General features: G+C 71.3%; 14 protein-coding genes and 1 pseudogene. 5 read left to right on the forward strand and 10 right to left on the reverse strand.

The genetic code is table 11. From position 1 onward, the window contains the following. Positions 1-92: pseudogene (locus AB0903_RS19450) on the reverse strand (sugar phosphate nucleotidyltransferase); the annotation flags it as partial. A gap of 108 nt (positions 93-200) precedes the next feature. On the opposite strand from AB0903_RS19450, the gene AB0903_RS19455 reads away from it, so the two are divergent. Beyond that, positions 201-923, forward strand: a complete 723-nt coding sequence (locus AB0903_RS19455; protein ID WP_366704352.1) for a nucleotidyltransferase family protein — start codon at positions 201-203, stop codon at positions 921-923. 97 nt (positions 924-1,020) lie between these two features. Here the strand turns inward: AB0903_RS19455 and AB0903_RS19460 are convergent, their stop codons facing one another. From AB0903_RS19460 to AB0903_RS19485, 6 genes are all read right to left on the reverse strand, one after another. Continuing rightward, the gene (locus AB0903_RS19460) at positions 1,021-2,649 is read right to left on the reverse strand and encodes a DoxX family membrane protein (protein ID WP_366704354.1); all 1,629 of its coding nucleotides are present in this window, start codon (positions 2,647-2,649) and stop codon (positions 1,021-1,023) included. 156 nt (positions 2,650-2,805) lie between these two features. After that, a complete protein-coding gene (rlmB, locus tag AB0903_RS19465; RefSeq protein ID WP_366704356.1) occupies positions 2,806-3,756 on the reverse strand; it encodes a 23S rRNA (guanosine(2251)-2'-O)-methyltransferase RlmB in 951 nt (316 codons plus the stop codon). Between the two features lie 114 nt (positions 3,757-3,870). Then, entirely contained in the window at positions 3,871-5,268 is a 1,398-nt protein-coding gene (gene cysS / locus AB0903_RS19470; protein ID WP_366704358.1) for a cysteine--tRNA ligase, read from the reverse strand. A gap of 107 nt (positions 5,269-5,375) precedes the next feature. After that, positions 5,376-5,879, reverse strand: a complete 504-nt coding sequence (gene ispF, locus AB0903_RS19475; protein WP_366704360.1) for a 2-C-methyl-D-erythritol 2,4-cyclodiphosphate synthase — start codon at positions 5,877-5,879, stop codon at positions 5,376-5,378. After that, positions 5,869-6,606, reverse strand: a complete 738-nt coding sequence (gene ispD, locus AB0903_RS19480) for a 2-C-methyl-D-erythritol 4-phosphate cytidylyltransferase (protein WP_366704362.1) — start codon at positions 6,604-6,606, stop codon at positions 5,869-5,871. The genes ispF and ispD overlap by 11 nt, the downstream gene beginning before the upstream one ends. Positions 6,607-6,920: 314 nt before the next feature. Next, on the reverse strand, positions 6,921-7,403 hold the full coding sequence (locus AB0903_RS19485) for a CarD family transcriptional regulator (protein ID WP_003953493.1): 483 nt from the start codon (positions 7,401-7,403) through the stop codon (positions 6,921-6,923). Positions 7,404-8,014: 611 nt separating this feature from the next. On the opposite strand from AB0903_RS19485, the gene AB0903_RS19490 reads away from it, so the two are divergent. Next, complete coding sequence (locus AB0903_RS19490) at positions 8,015-8,680, forward strand: DUF461 domain-containing protein (protein WP_366704364.1); 666 nt, start codon at positions 8,015-8,017, stop codon at positions 8,678-8,680. Positions 8,681-8,989: 309 nt separating this feature from the next. Here the strand turns inward: AB0903_RS19490 and AB0903_RS19495 are convergent, their stop codons facing one another. Together AB0903_RS19495 and AB0903_RS19500 are read right to left on the reverse strand one after the other, a co-directional pair. Further along, positions 8,990-9,670 (reverse strand): response regulator transcription factor, encoded by a 681-nt coding sequence (locus AB0903_RS19495; RefSeq protein WP_053557145.1) that lies wholly within the window; start codon positions 9,668-9,670, stop codon positions 8,990-8,992. Next, positions 9,667-10,923: an ATP-binding protein gene (locus AB0903_RS19500; RefSeq protein ID WP_366704366.1), complete on the reverse strand. Its 1,257-nt coding sequence runs from the start codon at positions 10,921-10,923 to the stop codon at positions 9,667-9,669. Before AB0903_RS19500 ends, AB0903_RS19495 begins: the two co-directional genes overlap by 4 nt. Positions 10,924-11,121: 198 nt before the next feature. Here AB0903_RS19500 and phoU point away from each other — a divergent pair, with 198 nt between their 5' ends. Together phoU and AB0903_RS19510 are read left to right on the forward strand one after the other, a co-directional pair. Further along, positions 11,122-11,799: a phosphate signaling complex protein PhoU gene (gene phoU / locus AB0903_RS19505; protein ID WP_366704368.1), complete on the forward strand. Its 678-nt coding sequence runs from the start codon at positions 11,122-11,124 to the stop codon at positions 11,797-11,799. 115 nt (positions 11,800-11,914) lie between these two features. Continuing rightward, on the forward strand, positions 11,915-12,055 hold the full coding sequence (locus AB0903_RS19510) for a hypothetical protein (RefSeq protein WP_366704370.1): 141 nt from the start codon (positions 11,915-11,917) through the stop codon (positions 12,053-12,055). A gap of 238 nt (positions 12,056-12,293) precedes the next feature. Here AB0903_RS19510 and AB0903_RS19515 read toward each other — a convergent pair whose 3' ends face one another. Further along, complete coding sequence (locus AB0903_RS19515) at positions 12,294-13,055, reverse strand: phosphoglyceromutase (RefSeq protein WP_366704372.1); 762 nt, start codon at positions 13,053-13,055, stop codon at positions 12,294-12,296. Between the two features lie 154 nt (positions 13,056-13,209). On the opposite strand from AB0903_RS19515, the gene AB0903_RS19520 reads away from it, so the two are divergent. Next, positions 13,210-14,502, forward strand: a complete 1,293-nt coding sequence (locus AB0903_RS19520) for an MFS transporter (protein ID WP_366704374.1) — start codon at positions 13,210-13,212, stop codon at positions 14,500-14,502. The last annotated feature ends 11 nt before the right edge of the window (positions 14,503-14,513 follow it).

Raw genomic sequence — 14,513 nt, forward strand, 5'->3', positions numbered from 1 at the left:
CCGATGATCGGGGTCTCGGTGCCCGGGATCTCGACCATCGGCTTGGGGCGGTCGTCCGTGTACGGGCGCAGCCGCGAACCCTGGCCGCCCGCCCGGCGTCGTGGCGGCGCTGCGTCGGTCCGACGGCATCAGGAGACCGGCCCGTGGGCCCGTCGCACCCGTCGCGGTGCCGGGCGCGCGGGCCGCATATCGTTCACGCCATGCAAACGCCTACGTTTCCGACGCAGGCCGTGGTCCTGGCGGGCGGCCAGGGTTCGCGGCTGCGCCCGTACACGGACGACCGCCCCAAGCCGATGGTCGAGATCCCGGGCACCGGGACCCCGATCATCGGCCATCAGCTTGCCTGGCTGGCCGAGGAGGGCGTGACGGACGCCGTGGTGTCCTGCGGCCACCTCGCCGAGGTCCTCCAGGAGTGGCTGGACAGCGCGGTGCTGCCGCTGCGCGTCACGACCGTCGTGGAGACGGAACCGCTGGGCCGCGGCGGCGGCCTGAAGTACGCCGCGTCGAGCCTGCCCCATCCCGATCAGCCCTGGTACGCGACGAACGGCGACATCTGGACCCGCTTCTCGCTGCGCGAGATGGCCGCGTTCCACGCCGAGCGCGACGCCACGGCGACCCTCGCCCTCGCGCGTCCCCGCATCCCCTGGGGGGCCGTCGAGACGGACGCCTTCGGGCACATCACGGACTTCATCGAGTCGCCCCCGTCGCCGTACCTCATCAATGCGGGCGTGTACGTCTTCTCCGCCGCGTTCACGGGGCTGCTGCCCGACATCGGCGACCATGAGCGCATGACCTTCCCGCGGCTGGCACGCGAGCGCCGGCTGGCGGGTTTCCCGCTGCCGAACGGGGCCTACTGGCGGGCGATCGACACCGCGAAGGACCTCACAGAGGCGGCCAAGGAGCTGGACACGCAGGTCCGTTGAGGCGCCCCGCAGGGGCACGCACAGCACGCGGACACAGGGGCGGTCACCGGATCCCGGATCCGGTGACCGCCCCTCATGGCGCCGTCGCGGGCGCCGGTCAGCCGAGCAGGCCGCCGATCACGCCACCTCCGTCGGAGCCCCCGTCGCTGCCCGGGTCGGAGCCGCCGGTCGAGCCGCCGGTCGAGCCGCCGGTCGGACCGCCGGAGCTGCTGCCGCCGGTGGAGGTCGGCCCGGTGGTGCCGGTGGACGGCGGGGGCGCGGGCGCCGAGTCGGTGGGCGGCTGCTGCCCGGTGCCCTGCGTCTCGCTGGGCGTACCGGCGACCTGACCGCTCTCCCTCACCGTGTCCGCCGGAGGCGTGGACGCCTCCTCCTTCGGCTTCTCCGCGGTACGGCTGGCGGACGGGGAGGGCTTGTCCTCGCGCGTGGCCGGGGAGCTGCGCTCCGCACCCGGCTCGTTCGGCAGCGGTGCCCCGGGAAGATGGTTGGTCGGGTGCTGGTTCGGCCCGGGGACGGTGACCACGTCGTCGGAGCGGACGGCACCGCCGAGCACCGAACCGACGAGCATCGTGAGCCCGACGACGACGGCGGCGGCGAGACCGCCGCGCCGCAGCACGCGCCGACGCAGGTCCCACAGCTCCGAACGCGGGCCGAGAGTGCGCCATGCCTCGCCTGCGAGGCGGCCGTCGATCGAGTAGACGGGAGCGCCGGCGATGATCAGCGGAGACCAGGCGGCGAGGAAAATGATGTCCGGCGTCTCGTAGACGGGGACGTCGCTCCAGCTGACGGTCATGACCAGCGCCGCGGCCAGCAGGGCGCCGAAGACGGCCGCGACCCGCTGCCACAGGCCGAGGACGGTCAGGACGCCGACGATGACCTGGAGGAAGGCCACGGTGAGACCGGAGCCGACGGGGTGGGCGACCGCGAAGTCGCGCAGCGGCTCCCCGAGGGCCCACGGGTTCAGGCCGTTCAGCCACTTCACCAGCGAGCCGCGGCCGCCGCCGTCGAAGTAGACGGGGTCGCAGAGCTTGCCCATGCCGGCGTAGATGGAGATGAAGCCGAGCAGCACGCGCAGCGGCAGCAGCACCACACCGAGGTTCATCCGGCGGCCCGGGTAGTACGCGTGCCGTACGGAGTCCGCTCCGTGGCGCTGCGCCGGGCGCCGCCGGGCCCGGTCCCCGTCCAAGCCCTCGTCGTAGGGCTCGACCTCGTACGTGCCGGCGTCGTAGGGCTGCGGACCGCCGGACGGCTGCCGGTCGTCGGAGGTCCGGTCGTACGGCGGGGCGGTGTCGTAGGCGCCGACCGCCTGCCGCATCGGCGGCAGCAGCGGCTTGTCGCGGCCCGGGCCGCCGGGGGCGGGGACCGCGGGGGCCTGCACGGTCTCGTCGAGCGAGACGCGCGGGAGGACCTGGGTCGCGGACGCGCTGTAGGTGTCGTGCTCCAGGGAGGAGTTGCGTACGGCCTGGAGGAGACCGGTCGCGCCGGAGTCCCCGGGCGCGGACCTGCCGCTCCACACCACGGGCGCCCGGCGGCGCGCCGGGGCGGCACCGCCGAGGGGGGCGAGGCGCGCCGTGTTCGCGGTGGCACGTGGGCGCGGGCTCTGGGCGAGCTGCACCCGGAAGCTGGCGTGGCTGACGATGACCTGCGCGGGATCGCAGTCCACCTTGACCATGCTCAGCGCAGGCTGATCATCGAACCCGGACCGGGGCGTTCTGGTGTCCACACTCATCTAACCGAGTGACGGGTGTTTAGGGCACGGCCGTGACGGGCCCGATCTGTCCGAGACCCGTCAAGGACTCCGTATCGTCCGGTTTACGCCCGAGTCCGCCAGGATCCGCCCGGAGTCGGTCTCCGGTCTGTCAGAAAGCGACCGAACCGGACGATCTCACGCGCGCCGCTTGGCCGCCTCGTACAGCACGACACCGGCCGCGACACCCGCGTTGAGCGACTCGGCGCCGCCCGGCATCGGGATGCGGACGAGGACGTCACAGGTCTCACCCACGAGGCGGGACAGACCCTTGCCCTCGCTGCCCACGACGATCACCAGCGGTCCGCCGAGCGCTTCGAGCTCGCCGACCTCCGTCTCGCCGTCGGCGGCGAGACCGACGACCGTCAGACCGGCCTTCTGGTACGCCTCGAGGGCGCGCGTCAGGTTGGTGGCGCGCGCGACGGGCGTGCGGGCGGCGGTGCCCGCGGACGTCTTCCAGGCACCGGCGGTCATACCGGCGGCACGGCGCTCGGGGACGACGACGCCGTGGCCGCCGAAGGCGGAGACCGAGCGGACGACCGCGCCGAGGTTGCGGGGATCGGTGACACCGTCGAGGGCGACGATCAGCGGGTCCTCGCCGTCGTCGAACGCGGCCGCGGCCAGGTCCTCGGGGTGCGCGTACTCGTACGGCGGGACCTGGAGCACCAGGCCCTGGTGGTTGAGCCCGTTCGTCAGCCGGTCGAGCTCGGGGCGCGGCGCCTCCATGATGTTGATGTCGCCGCGTCCGGTGGCGAGCTGGAGCGCCTCGCGCACCCGCTCGTCGTTGTCGATGAACTGCTGCACGTAGAGCGTGGAGGCGGGCACGCCGTCACGCAGCGCCTCGAAGACGGGATTGCGGCCGACGACCATCTCGGACGTGCCCTTGCCGCCGCGGCGGGCGACGGGCCGGCGGGCGCCGTGCTTCGCCTTGGCGTTGGCCACCCGGTTCTTGACGTGTCCCTTGCGGGCGGAGGCGGGCGGCGTGGGGCCCTTGCCCTCGAGCCCGCGACGCCGCTTGCCACCGCTGCCGACCTGCGCGCCCTTCTTGTTGGACGTACGGCGGTTCCTGCGCTGGCTGTTCCCGGCCATGACTTTTCGTTCCTCTGGGTCGCGTCGTTGAGTGAAAGTGTGCCGCCCGGAACGCCGGGCGGCACATTGCGCCTGGTGCTGCGGACGCGAGGGCCGGGCCCCGGGGCCAAGACCCTAGCGGGGTCCCAGCGCCCAGCGGGGCCCGTCCGGACCGTCCTCGATGACGAGCCCGGACTGGTTCAGCTGGTCACGGATGGCGTCCGCCGTCGTCCAGTCCTTGCGGGACCTGGCCGCTTCGCGCTGCTGGAGCACGAGCCGCACGAGGGTGTCGACGACTCCGTGGAGGTCCTCGCCACGGTCGGACTCGCCCGCCCAGTGGGGGTCGAGCGGATCGAGGCCGAGGACACCCAGCATCGCACGGACCTCTGCGAGGCCTGAGACGGCGGCTTCCTTGTCGTCGGCGGCCAGCGCGCTGTTGCCCTGACGGACGGCGGTGTGGAGGATCGCGAGGGCCTGCGGCACCCCGAGGTCGTCGTCCATGGCCTCGGCGAACGCCGGCGGCACCTGCGCGGCCGGTGCGACCGGGCCGGCCTTCTCGACGACCCGCTGGACGAAGCCCTCGATCCGCGCGTACGCCGACTCGGCCTCGCGCAGTGCCTCCTCGCTGTACTCGATCATCGAGCGGTAGTGCGGGGTGCCCAGGTAGTAGCGCAGGACGACGGGACGCCAGTTCTTGACCATCTCGGAGACGAGCACCGAGTTACCGAGCGACTTGGACATCTTCTCGCCGCTCATGGTGACCCAGGCGTTGTGCACCCAGTACGAGGCGAAGGCGTCGCCGTATGCCTTGGCCTGGGCGATCTCGTTCTCGTGGTGGGGGAAGACCAGGTCGAGACCGCCGCCGTGAATGTCGAAGGCCGCGCCCAGGTACTTGTGCGCCATCGCGGAGCACTCGAGGTGCCAGCCCGGCCGGCCGCGGCCCCAGGGGGTCTCCCAGGAGGGCTCGCCCGGCTTGGTCGACTTCCACATGGCGAAGTCGCGCGGATCGCGCTTGCCGGTGATGCCCTCCTCCGAGGGCTGGCGCAGATCGTCGATGTCCTGGTTGGAAAGGGCCAGGTAGTCGGGGAACGACCGCACGTCGAAGTAGACACTGCCGTCCGCCTCGTAGGCGTGTCCGCGCTCGATGAGGCCGCGCATCATCTCGACCATCTCGGTGATGTGGCCCGTGGCGCGCGGTTCGTAGGTGGGCGGGAGGCAGCCGAGGGCCTCGTAGCCGTCGTTGAAGGCGCGCTCGTTCTCGTAGCCGATCGACCACCACGGGCGGCCCTGGTCGGCCGACTTGGCGATGATCTTGTCGTCGATGTCGGTCACGTTGCGGATGAACGTGACGTCGTAGCCGCGGTACTCGAACCAGCGGCGCATGATGTCGAAGTTCAGCCCCGACCGGATGTGCCCGATGTGCGGTGCGGCCTGCACGGTCGCGCCGCACAGGTAGATCGAGACGCAACCCGGCACGAGAGGGGCGAAGTCACGGATCTGCCGGGCGCTGGTGTCGTACAGGCGAATGGTCACGCAACAAGGGTAGTGGGCGCGTGGTAGTGCCTCGCGACCCGTTCCCGCCGGGGCACGGCGCCGACGTGACGTGTCCCCCGGCCCGGCGCTGGGCGGTACGGCGCCCGTCAGCCGTTCCTGACGACGAGCGCCGTCGCGACGGCGGCGAGCCCTTCACCCCGGCCGGTCAGGCCGAGCCCGTCGGTCGTGGTCCCGGACACGGCGACCGGCGAGCCGACCGCGGCCGACAGTTCCTTCTGCGCCTCGTCGCGCCGCTTGCCGATCTTCGGGCGCACACCGATCACCTGAACGGAGACGTTGCCGATCTCGAACCCGGCCGCGCGCACGATCCGCGCCGCCTCCGTGAGAAGCGCGACCCCGGAGGCACCGGACCACTCGGGCCGGGAGGTGCCGAAGTGGGCGCCGAGGTCGCCGACGCCGGCCGCGGAGAAGAGGGCGTCACAGGCGGCGTGCGCGGCGACATCCCCGTCGGAGTGGCCGGCGAGGCCGTACCCGTCGCTGTCGGAGCCCTCCCACAGCAGCCCGGCACACCACAGCTCGCGCCCCTTCTCGAAGGCGTGCACATCGGTGCCGATGCCGACCAGCGGCAGGCGGAGCTGCTCAGAAGCCATCGTTGGCCCTTCTCCGGGCGAGTACCGCCTCGGCCAGTACGAGATCCAGCGGCCTGGTCACCTTGAAGGCTTCCTCGTGGCCGGGGACGACGACGACCCGCAGGCCCAGCTGCTCGACCATGCTCGCGTCGTCGGTGACATCGTCGGTGACCGCGTCGTGGGCGCGGACGAGGATGTCGCGGTCGAAGCCCTGCGGGGTCTGCACGGCACGCAGGGCCGCCCGGTCGGGAGTGGCGACGACGGGCTCCGGCTCCCCCTTGGCGGCCGGCTCGACCTGCTTGACGGTGTCCGAGAGGGGCAGCGCGGGCACGACGGCCGGGGCCCCGCCGTGCACGGCCGCGACGACCGCGTCGACGGTCTCCTCGGGCACCAGCGGGCGGGCCGCGTCATGGACGAGCACGGCGGTGACGTCGTCGGGCAGCGCGTCGAGACCGAGCCGTACGGACTCCTGGCGGCTGTCACCCCCGGGGACGACGAGGTAGTCCGTTCTCTCGGGCAGGGCGTGCGCGTCCAGGAGCAGCTTCACCGCGGCGGCTCCGTCGGGAGGTGCGACCACCACGACGAGCGAGACGGCGCGGGAGGCGGCCATGGCACGGACGGCGTGGACGAGCATGGGAGTGCCGTTCAGCGCGCGGAGCGCCTTGGGGGCACCCGGGCCCAGCCGTACGCCCCGGCCGGCCGCCGGGATCACGGCGGCGGTGCGGTGGTGGCGCGATTCGTCAGACATCGGTTGCACTCCGGCAGGTTTGTTTCCTCAGCCGACATGGGTATGGCCTGGGCGTGCCCCGGCCACAGGTTGGGGTAGTGCCGGGCGCGACGTTTGACAGGACCCTTCCGTGATCAGGTCTGCGCCAGCCGCCCGGGCCCGGCACGCCATTACGTCGTCGGCGACGGCGTCCGTGATCAGTCGGCAGCGCGGCCGCCGTGCGCGTACCGCGACGCAGACATGCCCGCACACATGCCGCAGCGCCCGGTGGCAGGCTGGATTTCACAGGGTGAGTTCACAGCGTGCCGACGGGCACTGCGGCATTGTGTTGTGCGTCAGGACGCGAGGACCTCGTCAAGCAGGGCCTCGGCCTTGTCTTCGTTGGTGTTCTCCGCGAGGGCGAGCTCGCTCACCAGGATCTGGCGCGCCTTCGCGAGCATCCGCTTCTCGCCGGCGGACAGTCCGCGCTCACGCTCGCGACGCCACAGGTCACGCACCACTTCGGCGACCTTGATGACATCGCCGGAGGCGAGCTTCTCGAGATTTGCCTTGTAGCGACGGGACCAGTTCGTCGGCTCTTCGGCGTACGGCGCGCGAAGCACCTCGAAGACCCGGTCCAGTCCGTCCTGGCCGACCACATCGCGCACGCCGACGAACTCCGCATTGTCCGCCGGTACGCGAACCGTCAGGTCGCCCTGGGCGACCTTGAGCACCAAGTAGGTCTTGTCCACGCCTTTGATCTGACGAGTTTCGATAGCCTCGATCAGCGCGGCCCCGTGATGGGGATAGACCACGGTGTCGCCAACCTTGAACGTCATGTGACAGGTACCCCTTCCGTGGCTATCCAGGGTAACACGGATACAGCTTCTCCTGAATGGCGTTTTCGCAGGTCAGGGCATATCTCGGGGCTTGACAACAGCAACACGAACGTGCTGCGGAGGACTTCCGGAGTGCGGTATTCGCAGGTCGGAGGGGCTGTGCGGGCGGACGGAAACATGCCCGTTTCACGCCCCGCACGCCCCTCCCGGGAGGCCCGAACGTCCCGATATGCCGGATTCTCGACGGTGAACTTTCCGTACGCCGTTCGGCCGCCGCTCACTCGTTCGGGCGGACGCTCCCGAGAATCTGGAATTGATCACCCACGGGTATTCGTAAGGAATGTGCGGTGACCCGGGAAATTGATCACCGCGGTTATGTGAACGCGCCGGTCCGGCGCGTGGTCCGGTGCGCGGTCCTGCCCGCCGGACCTGAGGAGCGCCCCGGGCGGTTCGTCACCGCCGGTACGGGTGCGGTCGTCACCGCCGGTACGGGCAAAGGGCGGGTCGGGTGCGGGGCGTGATCGACGGCTCGGTAACCTGAGCCCGTGCTGGCACGCGATCAGCCGGTGACAGCCACCACCCGTCCGTACGTAGAAGGAGAAGCCGCAGCCGTGAGCAGCAGCCTTCGACGCGGTGCCCTCGCCGGCGCTGCCATCGTCTTCTCGATCGCCTCGCTCTCCGCCTGCGGTGCGGGCAACGACGCGCAAACCCTCGGAGTCAGGCCGGACCACGCCGCGGTCTCGGTCGACGGTCTGAAGCTCCAGAACGTGACCGTCATCGCCCAGCCGAAGCCGGACGCCCAGGGCCCGGCAGCCGTGAGCCTGACGGTCTTCAACGAGGGCGACAAGCCGCAGACCCTCGAATCGATCTCGCTGCCGGGCTCCAAGGCCCAGGTGAAGCTGACCCCCGCCGAGGGCTCGGGCCCGGTCACCGTCCCCGCGCAGGGCAGCGTCGTCATCGGCGGCGAGGGCAACGCGTCCGCCGTCATCGAGAACGGCAGCCAGGAGATCGACCACGGCGTCGTGCGCGAGCTCGCCTTCCGGTTCAGCGAGACCGGCAACGTGAGCGTGCAGGCGATGGTCGTCCCGGCGACGAACTACTTCGAGGGGTGGGGCCCGAGCGACATCCCCAGCCCGCCGGCCCAGTCCACCGAGGAGTCGCCGTCCGGCAGCCCCGCCGCACCGGAGACCACCCCGGCGGACACCGAGGCCGCGGGTGGCGAGGGCGAGGCCGCCTCGTCGGACGCGGAGTCCGCGACGGACGGCGCCGGTCACTGACCGGCGAATGCGCGGAAGGGGGCGACCCGCCGGTCACGGCGGGTCGCCCCCTTTTCCGTACGTCCGGGCCCCCGCACGTCGCTCCGTACGTCCCGCCTCCGGGCCCCCGCACACGCACGGCTTCCGCACGCCGCGCGTCTCTCCGTAGGTCCGGGTCTCCGGGTCTCCGTACGTCCGGTCTCCGTACGCCGCGCGTCTCTCCGCACCTCCGGGTCGCCGGGTCTCCGTACGTCCGGTCTCCGTACGCCGCGCGTCTCTCCGCACCTCCGGGTCGCCGGGTCTGCGTACGTCCGGGCCGTCGGCAGCGGCCTACGGCTCGAACTTGTATCCGAGACCGCGGACGGTGACCAGGTAGCGCGGCGCTCCCGGGTCCGGCTCGATCTTGGCGCGCAGACGCTTCACGTGGACGTCGAGGGTCTTGGTGTCACCCACGTAGTCCGCGCCCCACACCCGGTCGATCAGCTGCATCCGGGTCAGGACCCGGCCCGCGTTGCGCAGCAGCATCTCCAGCAGATCGAACTCCTTCAGCGGCAGGTCGACCTTTCCGCCGGAGACGGTCACGACGTGACGGTCCACGTCCATCCGCACGGGCCCGGCCTCCAGGGCGGCGGGCGTGACCTCCTCCGGCTCGCCGCGGCGGCGCAGCACCGCGCGGATGCGGGCGACCAGTTCCCGCGAGGAGAACGGCTTGGTGACGTAGTCGTCGGCTCCTATCTCCAGCCCGACGACCTTGTCGATCTCGCTGTCCTTCGCGGTCACCATGATGACGGGCACGTTCGAGCGGCCCCGCAGCTGGCGGCACACCTCGGTGCCCGGCAGGCCGGGCAGCATCAGGTCGAGAAGCACGAGGTCGGCGCCGTTGCGCTCGAACTCGTCGAGTCCGTCGGGGCCCGTGGTCGCCACCGCGACCTCGAAACCTTCCTTGCGGAGCATGTAGGACAGGGCGTCGCTGAAGGATTCCTCATCCTCGACGACGAGCACTCGGGTCACGGAAGGGCCTCCGGGGCAGGGATGTCACTGTTGGGATCGGTGTCGTAAGGCCGGTCGTCGCCCTCTTCGACGCGATCCCGGCCGCTGGTTGCGCGGTCTTTCGCCGCGCCTGTCTCAGGCAGGCGCAGGGTGAAGGTGGAGCCCTGTCCTTCGGTGCTCCACACCGTGACCTCCCCGCCGTGCGAGGCGGCCACGTGCTTGACGATCGCCAGTCCGAGGCCGGTGCCTCCGGTAGCGCGGGAACGGGCGGGGTCCACACGGTAGAACCGCTCGAAGATCCGCTCGCGGTCCTTCTCGGAGATGCCGATGCCCTGATCGGTGACGGCGATCTCGATCAGATCTCCGCCGGGTGCGGTGACGCGGCGGGCGGAGATTCCGACGCGGGTGCGGGCGGGGGAGTAGTTGACGGCATTCTCGACGAGATTGCCGAGAGCGGCGGCGAGCTTGCCGCGGTTGCCCCAGATACGCAGGTCGAGGGCGGCCCCCGCGGCCATGGTGATCTGCTTGGCAGACGCGGGCTGACGGGAGCGGTCGATGGCCTCCGCGACCAGTTCCTCCACCGGCACGGGCTCCGCGTCCTCCAGCGGGTCGTCGTTCTGGACCCGCGAGAGGTCGATGAGTTCCTGCACGAGGTTGGTGAGCCGGGTCGCCTCGATCTGCATACGGCCGGCGAAACGGGTGACCGCCTCCGGGTCGTCGGAGGCGTCCATGACAGCCTCGGAGAGCAGGGAGAGCGCCCCGACCGGGGTCTTGAGTTCATGGCTGACGTTGGCGACGAAGTCGCGCCGTACGGCCTCTATCCGGCGGGCCTCCGTCAGGTCCTCGACAAGGAGCAGGACCAGCCGGGAGCCGAGGGGCGCGACGCGGGCGGATACGGCCAGCGCCTCGCCGCGGCCGGTGCCGCGGCGAGGCAGGTCAAGTTCGACCTGCCTTATCTCGCCGTCGCGCCGGGTGTCGCGGGCCATGTGCAGCATCGGTTCCACGGCGAGCTTGCCGCCGCGGACCAGACCGAGGGCATACGCCGCGGAGCTGGCCTTCACGACGGAGTCGGACTCGTCGAGGACCACCGCGGAGCTTCTGAGGACGGACAGGACGGTGTCGACTCCGGGCGGGAGCACGGCGTCGGTGTGCAGCGAGCTGCGAGTGGGGCGGCTCTGCTCCCGCTCGCTCCAGCGGAACGCCAGCATGGCGATGACACCGGTGCAGAGACCGGCGATCGCTGCCGCTGCGGCAACCGCCGCGTTCACGTCCATGCATTCAGGTTATGCGCGCTTCCGGGCACTCTCCCAGCCAAACGGGTGGCACCTCGATCACTCGTCGCCCAGAGTTCACCAAGGGGATAGTGCTGATTCATTTGGGATGGAGCTGACGGACTCCTGACCGGCCGACCGTGGGAGCGTGGAGGTTCGAGGCCCCACCCGGACCCCGGTCGCATCAAGAGAGGGACACCCATGCGGGACGCGTACCACGAGGAACTGGACTCGATCGGCGAGGGCCTGGTCGAGATGGCCCGGCTGGTCGGGTCGGCCATCGGGCGCGCCACCACGGCCATGCTCGACGCCGACCTCAAGCTCGCGGAGACCGTGATCGCCGCGGACCAGAAGGTCGACGACCTCCAGCACGAGCTGGAGGCACGGGCGATCGCCCTGCTGGCCCGGCAGCAGCCGGTCGCCACGGACCTGCGGATCGTCGTCACGTCGCTGCGGATGAGCGCCGACCTGGAGCGCTCGGGCGACCTGGCCCAGCACGTGGCCAAGCTGGCCCGGCTGCGCTTCCCCGACCGCGCCGTACCGGACGACCTGCACGCCACGATCCTGCAGATGGGACAGCTGGCGCAGCGCCTGATGGCGAAGGCGGCGGAGGTCATCATCACCAAGGACGTCGACCTGGCGCTCCAGCTCGAGCAGGACGACGACGAGATGGACCTGCTGCACCGTGCTCTCTTCCAGCACCTGATGGACGACCGCTGGAAGCACGGCATCGAGACCGCGGTCGACGTCACCCTGCTCGGCCGCTACTACGAGCGGTTCGCCGACCACGCGGTGTCGGTGGCCAAGCGCGTGGTCTACCTGGTCACGGGCGAGCACGCGGACGAACTCCAGCAGCAGACCACGGTCGAGGGCGCTTAGCGGCGCGGCGGGGGGCGCACGGCGGGCGCCTGCGCGCATGCGCCGTTGATGCGCCCGCCTCGGCGGGGCTGCAATGGGCGTGGCGGCATTCCCATACGCCCTTGAGGAGGGACCCATGGCCGAATCCCCCACACCCGAAACACAGCCGGAAACCCCGCGTGACGCGGTTTTCCTGCCCGTCCTCGGCGCCTGCGGCTGCGGCTCCGGCTGCGGCTGCGGCTGCCAGTCCGGCGCCCCCTGCCAGTGCGGCGGCTGACGCCTCGCGCTCCCGACGAGGGCCCCGTCCGACCTCGCGACACCGGACGGGGCCCTCGTCACACGGCGCGGCCGCGGCGTGCGCTGCGGTCGAACCGGGCCCGGGACGCACCTCGGCGTCCCGCGTCCGGCCCCGGCATCCGGCATCCGGCATCCGGCATCCGGCATCCGGCCCGAGAACGAACCAGGCCCCCTGCCCGCGTGCGAACCGCGGGCAGGGGGCCTTCCAGGTACTGGGGCTACTTCTTCTTGCCCTGGTTCTTGACCGCCTCGATCGCCGCCGCGGCCGCGGCCGGGTCGAGGTAGGTGCCGCCCGGGTCGACCGGGTTGAAGTCGGCGTCGAGTTCGTAGACCAGCGGGATGCCGGTCGGGATGTTGAGGCCGGCGATGTCCGCGTCGGAGACGCCGTCCAGGTGCTTGACCAGGGCGCGCAGGCTGTTGCCGTGGGCGGCGATCAGGACCGTGCGGCCGGTGAGGAGGTCGGGGACGATGCCGTCGTACCAGTACGGCAGCATGCGCTCGACGACGTCCTTGAGGCACTCGGTGCGGGGCCGCAGCTCGCTGGGGATCGTCTGGTAGCGGGCGTCGTCCGACTGCGAGAACTCGGTGCCGTCCTCGAGGGCCGGCGGCGGGGTGTCGTACGAACGGCGCCAGAGCATGAACTGCTCCTCGCCGAACTCGGCCAGCGTCTGGGCCTTGTCCTTGCCCTGCAGGGCGCCGTAGTGGCGCTCGTTCAGCCGCCAGGAGCGGTGGACCGGGATCCAGTGGCGGTCGGCGGCCTCCAGGGCGAGCTGCGCCGTGCGGATGGCGCGCTTCTGGAGCGAGGTGTGGAGTACGTCGGGGAGCAGGCCGGCGTCCTTGAGCAGCTCACCGCCGCGGACTGCCTCCTTCTCGCCCTTCTCCGTGAGGTTGACGTCCACCCAGCCGGTGAACAGGTTCTTCGCGTTCCATTCGCTCTCGCCGTGGCGGAGGAGGATCAGCTTGTACGGTGCGTCGGCCATGCGCCCGAGCCTAATCGACTCCTCCGGAGCACCGCGCGGCTGCCCGAGGAGCGGACTCGGCTGACGGTCGCCGTCAATTGAGTGGCGGTGGGAGCCCCACCCTTTGTAACTTGCGGATTACTGCCGAGACCATTACATCCGTGGGGGCTTCCGTATGTTCATCGCTTCGCTGGTCCGTGCGGCGCGGGCGACGGTCTCGGGCCTGCCACCCGGGTTCTGGTGGCTGTGGACCTCGACGCTGGTGAACCGCACCGGCGCGTTCGTCCTCACCTTCCTGTCGCTGTATCTGACGCAGGAACTCGGCTACTCGGCCTGGTACGCCGGTCTCGTCATCGCACTGCACGGCCTCGGCGGCGTGGCCGGTTCACCGCTGGGCGGGATGCTCACCGACCGGTGGGGACGGCGCCCCACCATGATCTCGATGCACCTGGCCGGCGGGGTGTGCGCCGCCGCGCTCGCCGTGGTGAGCAGCGCCTGGGGCGTCGCGGTCGTGGTCCTGCTCATGGGCGTGGCGATGCAGGCCGTGCGGCCGGCGATCAGCGCCATGATCGCGGACATGGTGCCGGAGGCCGACCTGCGCCGGGCCTTCGCGCTGAACTACTGGGCCCTCAACCTGGGCTTCGCCGTCGCCGCTCTCGGCGGCGGCGCCGCGATCTTCCTCGGCTACCGGACCCTGTTCGTGGCCGACGCCGTCGCGACGGCGCTGTGCGCGCTGATCGTCTTCCTGCGACTCCGCGAGACTCGCCCGAAGGCCCGGGCCGCAGTACCCGCCGCGGCAGGACGGACGGACGAACAGCGTGTGTCGGTTCTCGACGTACTGAAGGACCGGCCGTTCCGGACACTCGTGCTGCTCAACCTGCTGGTCTGCCTGATCTTCACCGCACCGTGGATCGGCCTGCCGCTGACCATGGCCGCGCAGGGGCTGACCGAGTCGTACGGCAAGGTCATCTTCGTCAACGGCCTGGTGATCGTCGTTTTCCAGTTGTTGGTCAACTTCGTCATCGACAAGCGCTCCCCCGCCGCGCTGCTCACGGTCTCCTCGCTCCTCTTCGCCGTCGGGACCGGTGCGACGGCCCTGGCAGGCACGCCTTTGCTGTTCGCGGTGACCGTGGTCGTGTGGACGCTCGGTGAGATGGTGCACGTGCCCACCAACGCCGCCGCGACCGCCCGCCTCGCCCCGGAGCACGCGCGTGGCCGGTACCAGGGCGTGATGGGCATGTCATGGGCGGTGGCAGGCTTCGTCGCCCCGATCGTGGCCGGCTGGGTCGTGGACGGGCCCGGGCCGAACGTGCTGTGGGTGGGCTGCGCGGTGGTCGGTGCGGTGGCCGCCCTGGGTTACACGCTGCTGCTGCGCCGGGCGCTGGCGGAGAACGGCCCGCCGGAGAAGACCGTGCAGGCGGACGCCGGGCCCGTCGCCGTCGAGAAGGCCGAGCCCATCGGCGGCTGAACCAAGGCGCC

Source organism: Streptomyces sp. NPDC048389, assembly GCF_040706335.1.
Taxonomy (GTDB): Bacteria; Actinomycetota; Actinomycetes; order Streptomycetales; family Streptomycetaceae; genus Streptomyces.

What these genes read in the sequence shown, in the direction of transcription:
- AB0903_RS19455 (WP_366704352.1), top strand. Translation starts at nt 201, where the DNA reads ATGCAAACGCCTACGTTTCCGACGCAGGCCGTGGTCCTGGCGGGCGGC.
- AB0903_RS19460 (WP_366704354.1), bottom strand. Translation starts at nt 2,649, where the DNA reads ATGAGTGTGGACACCAGAACGCCCCGGTCCGGGTTCGATGATCAGCCT.
- rlmB (WP_366704356.1), bottom strand. Translation starts at nt 3,756, where the DNA reads ATGGCCGGGAACAGCCAGCGCAGGAACCGCCGTACGTCCAACAAGAAG.
- ispF (WP_366704360.1), bottom strand. Translation starts at nt 5,879, where the DNA reads ATGGCTTCTGAGCAGCTCCGCCTGCCGCTGGTCGGCATCGGCACCGAT.
- ispD (WP_366704362.1), bottom strand. Translation starts at nt 6,606, where the DNA reads ATGTCTGACGAATCGCGCCACCACCGCACCGCCGCCGTGATCCCGGCG.
- AB0903_RS19485 (WP_003953493.1), bottom strand. Translation starts at nt 7,403, where the DNA reads ATGACGTTCAAGGTTGGCGACACCGTGGTCTATCCCCATCACGGGGCC.
- AB0903_RS19500 (WP_366704366.1), bottom strand. Translation starts at nt 10,923, where the DNA reads ATGGACGTGAACGCGGCGGTTGCCGCAGCGGCAGCGATCGCCGGTCTC.
- phoU (WP_366704368.1), top strand. Translation starts at nt 11,122, where the DNA reads ATGCGGGACGCGTACCACGAGGAACTGGACTCGATCGGCGAGGGCCTG.
- AB0903_RS19510 (WP_366704370.1), top strand. Translation starts at nt 11,915, where the DNA reads ATGGCCGAATCCCCCACACCCGAAACACAGCCGGAAACCCCGCGTGAC.
- AB0903_RS19515 (WP_366704372.1), bottom strand. Translation starts at nt 13,055, where the DNA reads ATGGCCGACGCACCGTACAAGCTGATCCTCCTCCGCCACGGCGAGAGC.
- AB0903_RS19520 (WP_366704374.1), top strand. Translation starts at nt 13,210, where the DNA reads ATGTTCATCGCTTCGCTGGTCCGTGCGGCGCGGGCGACGGTCTCGGGC.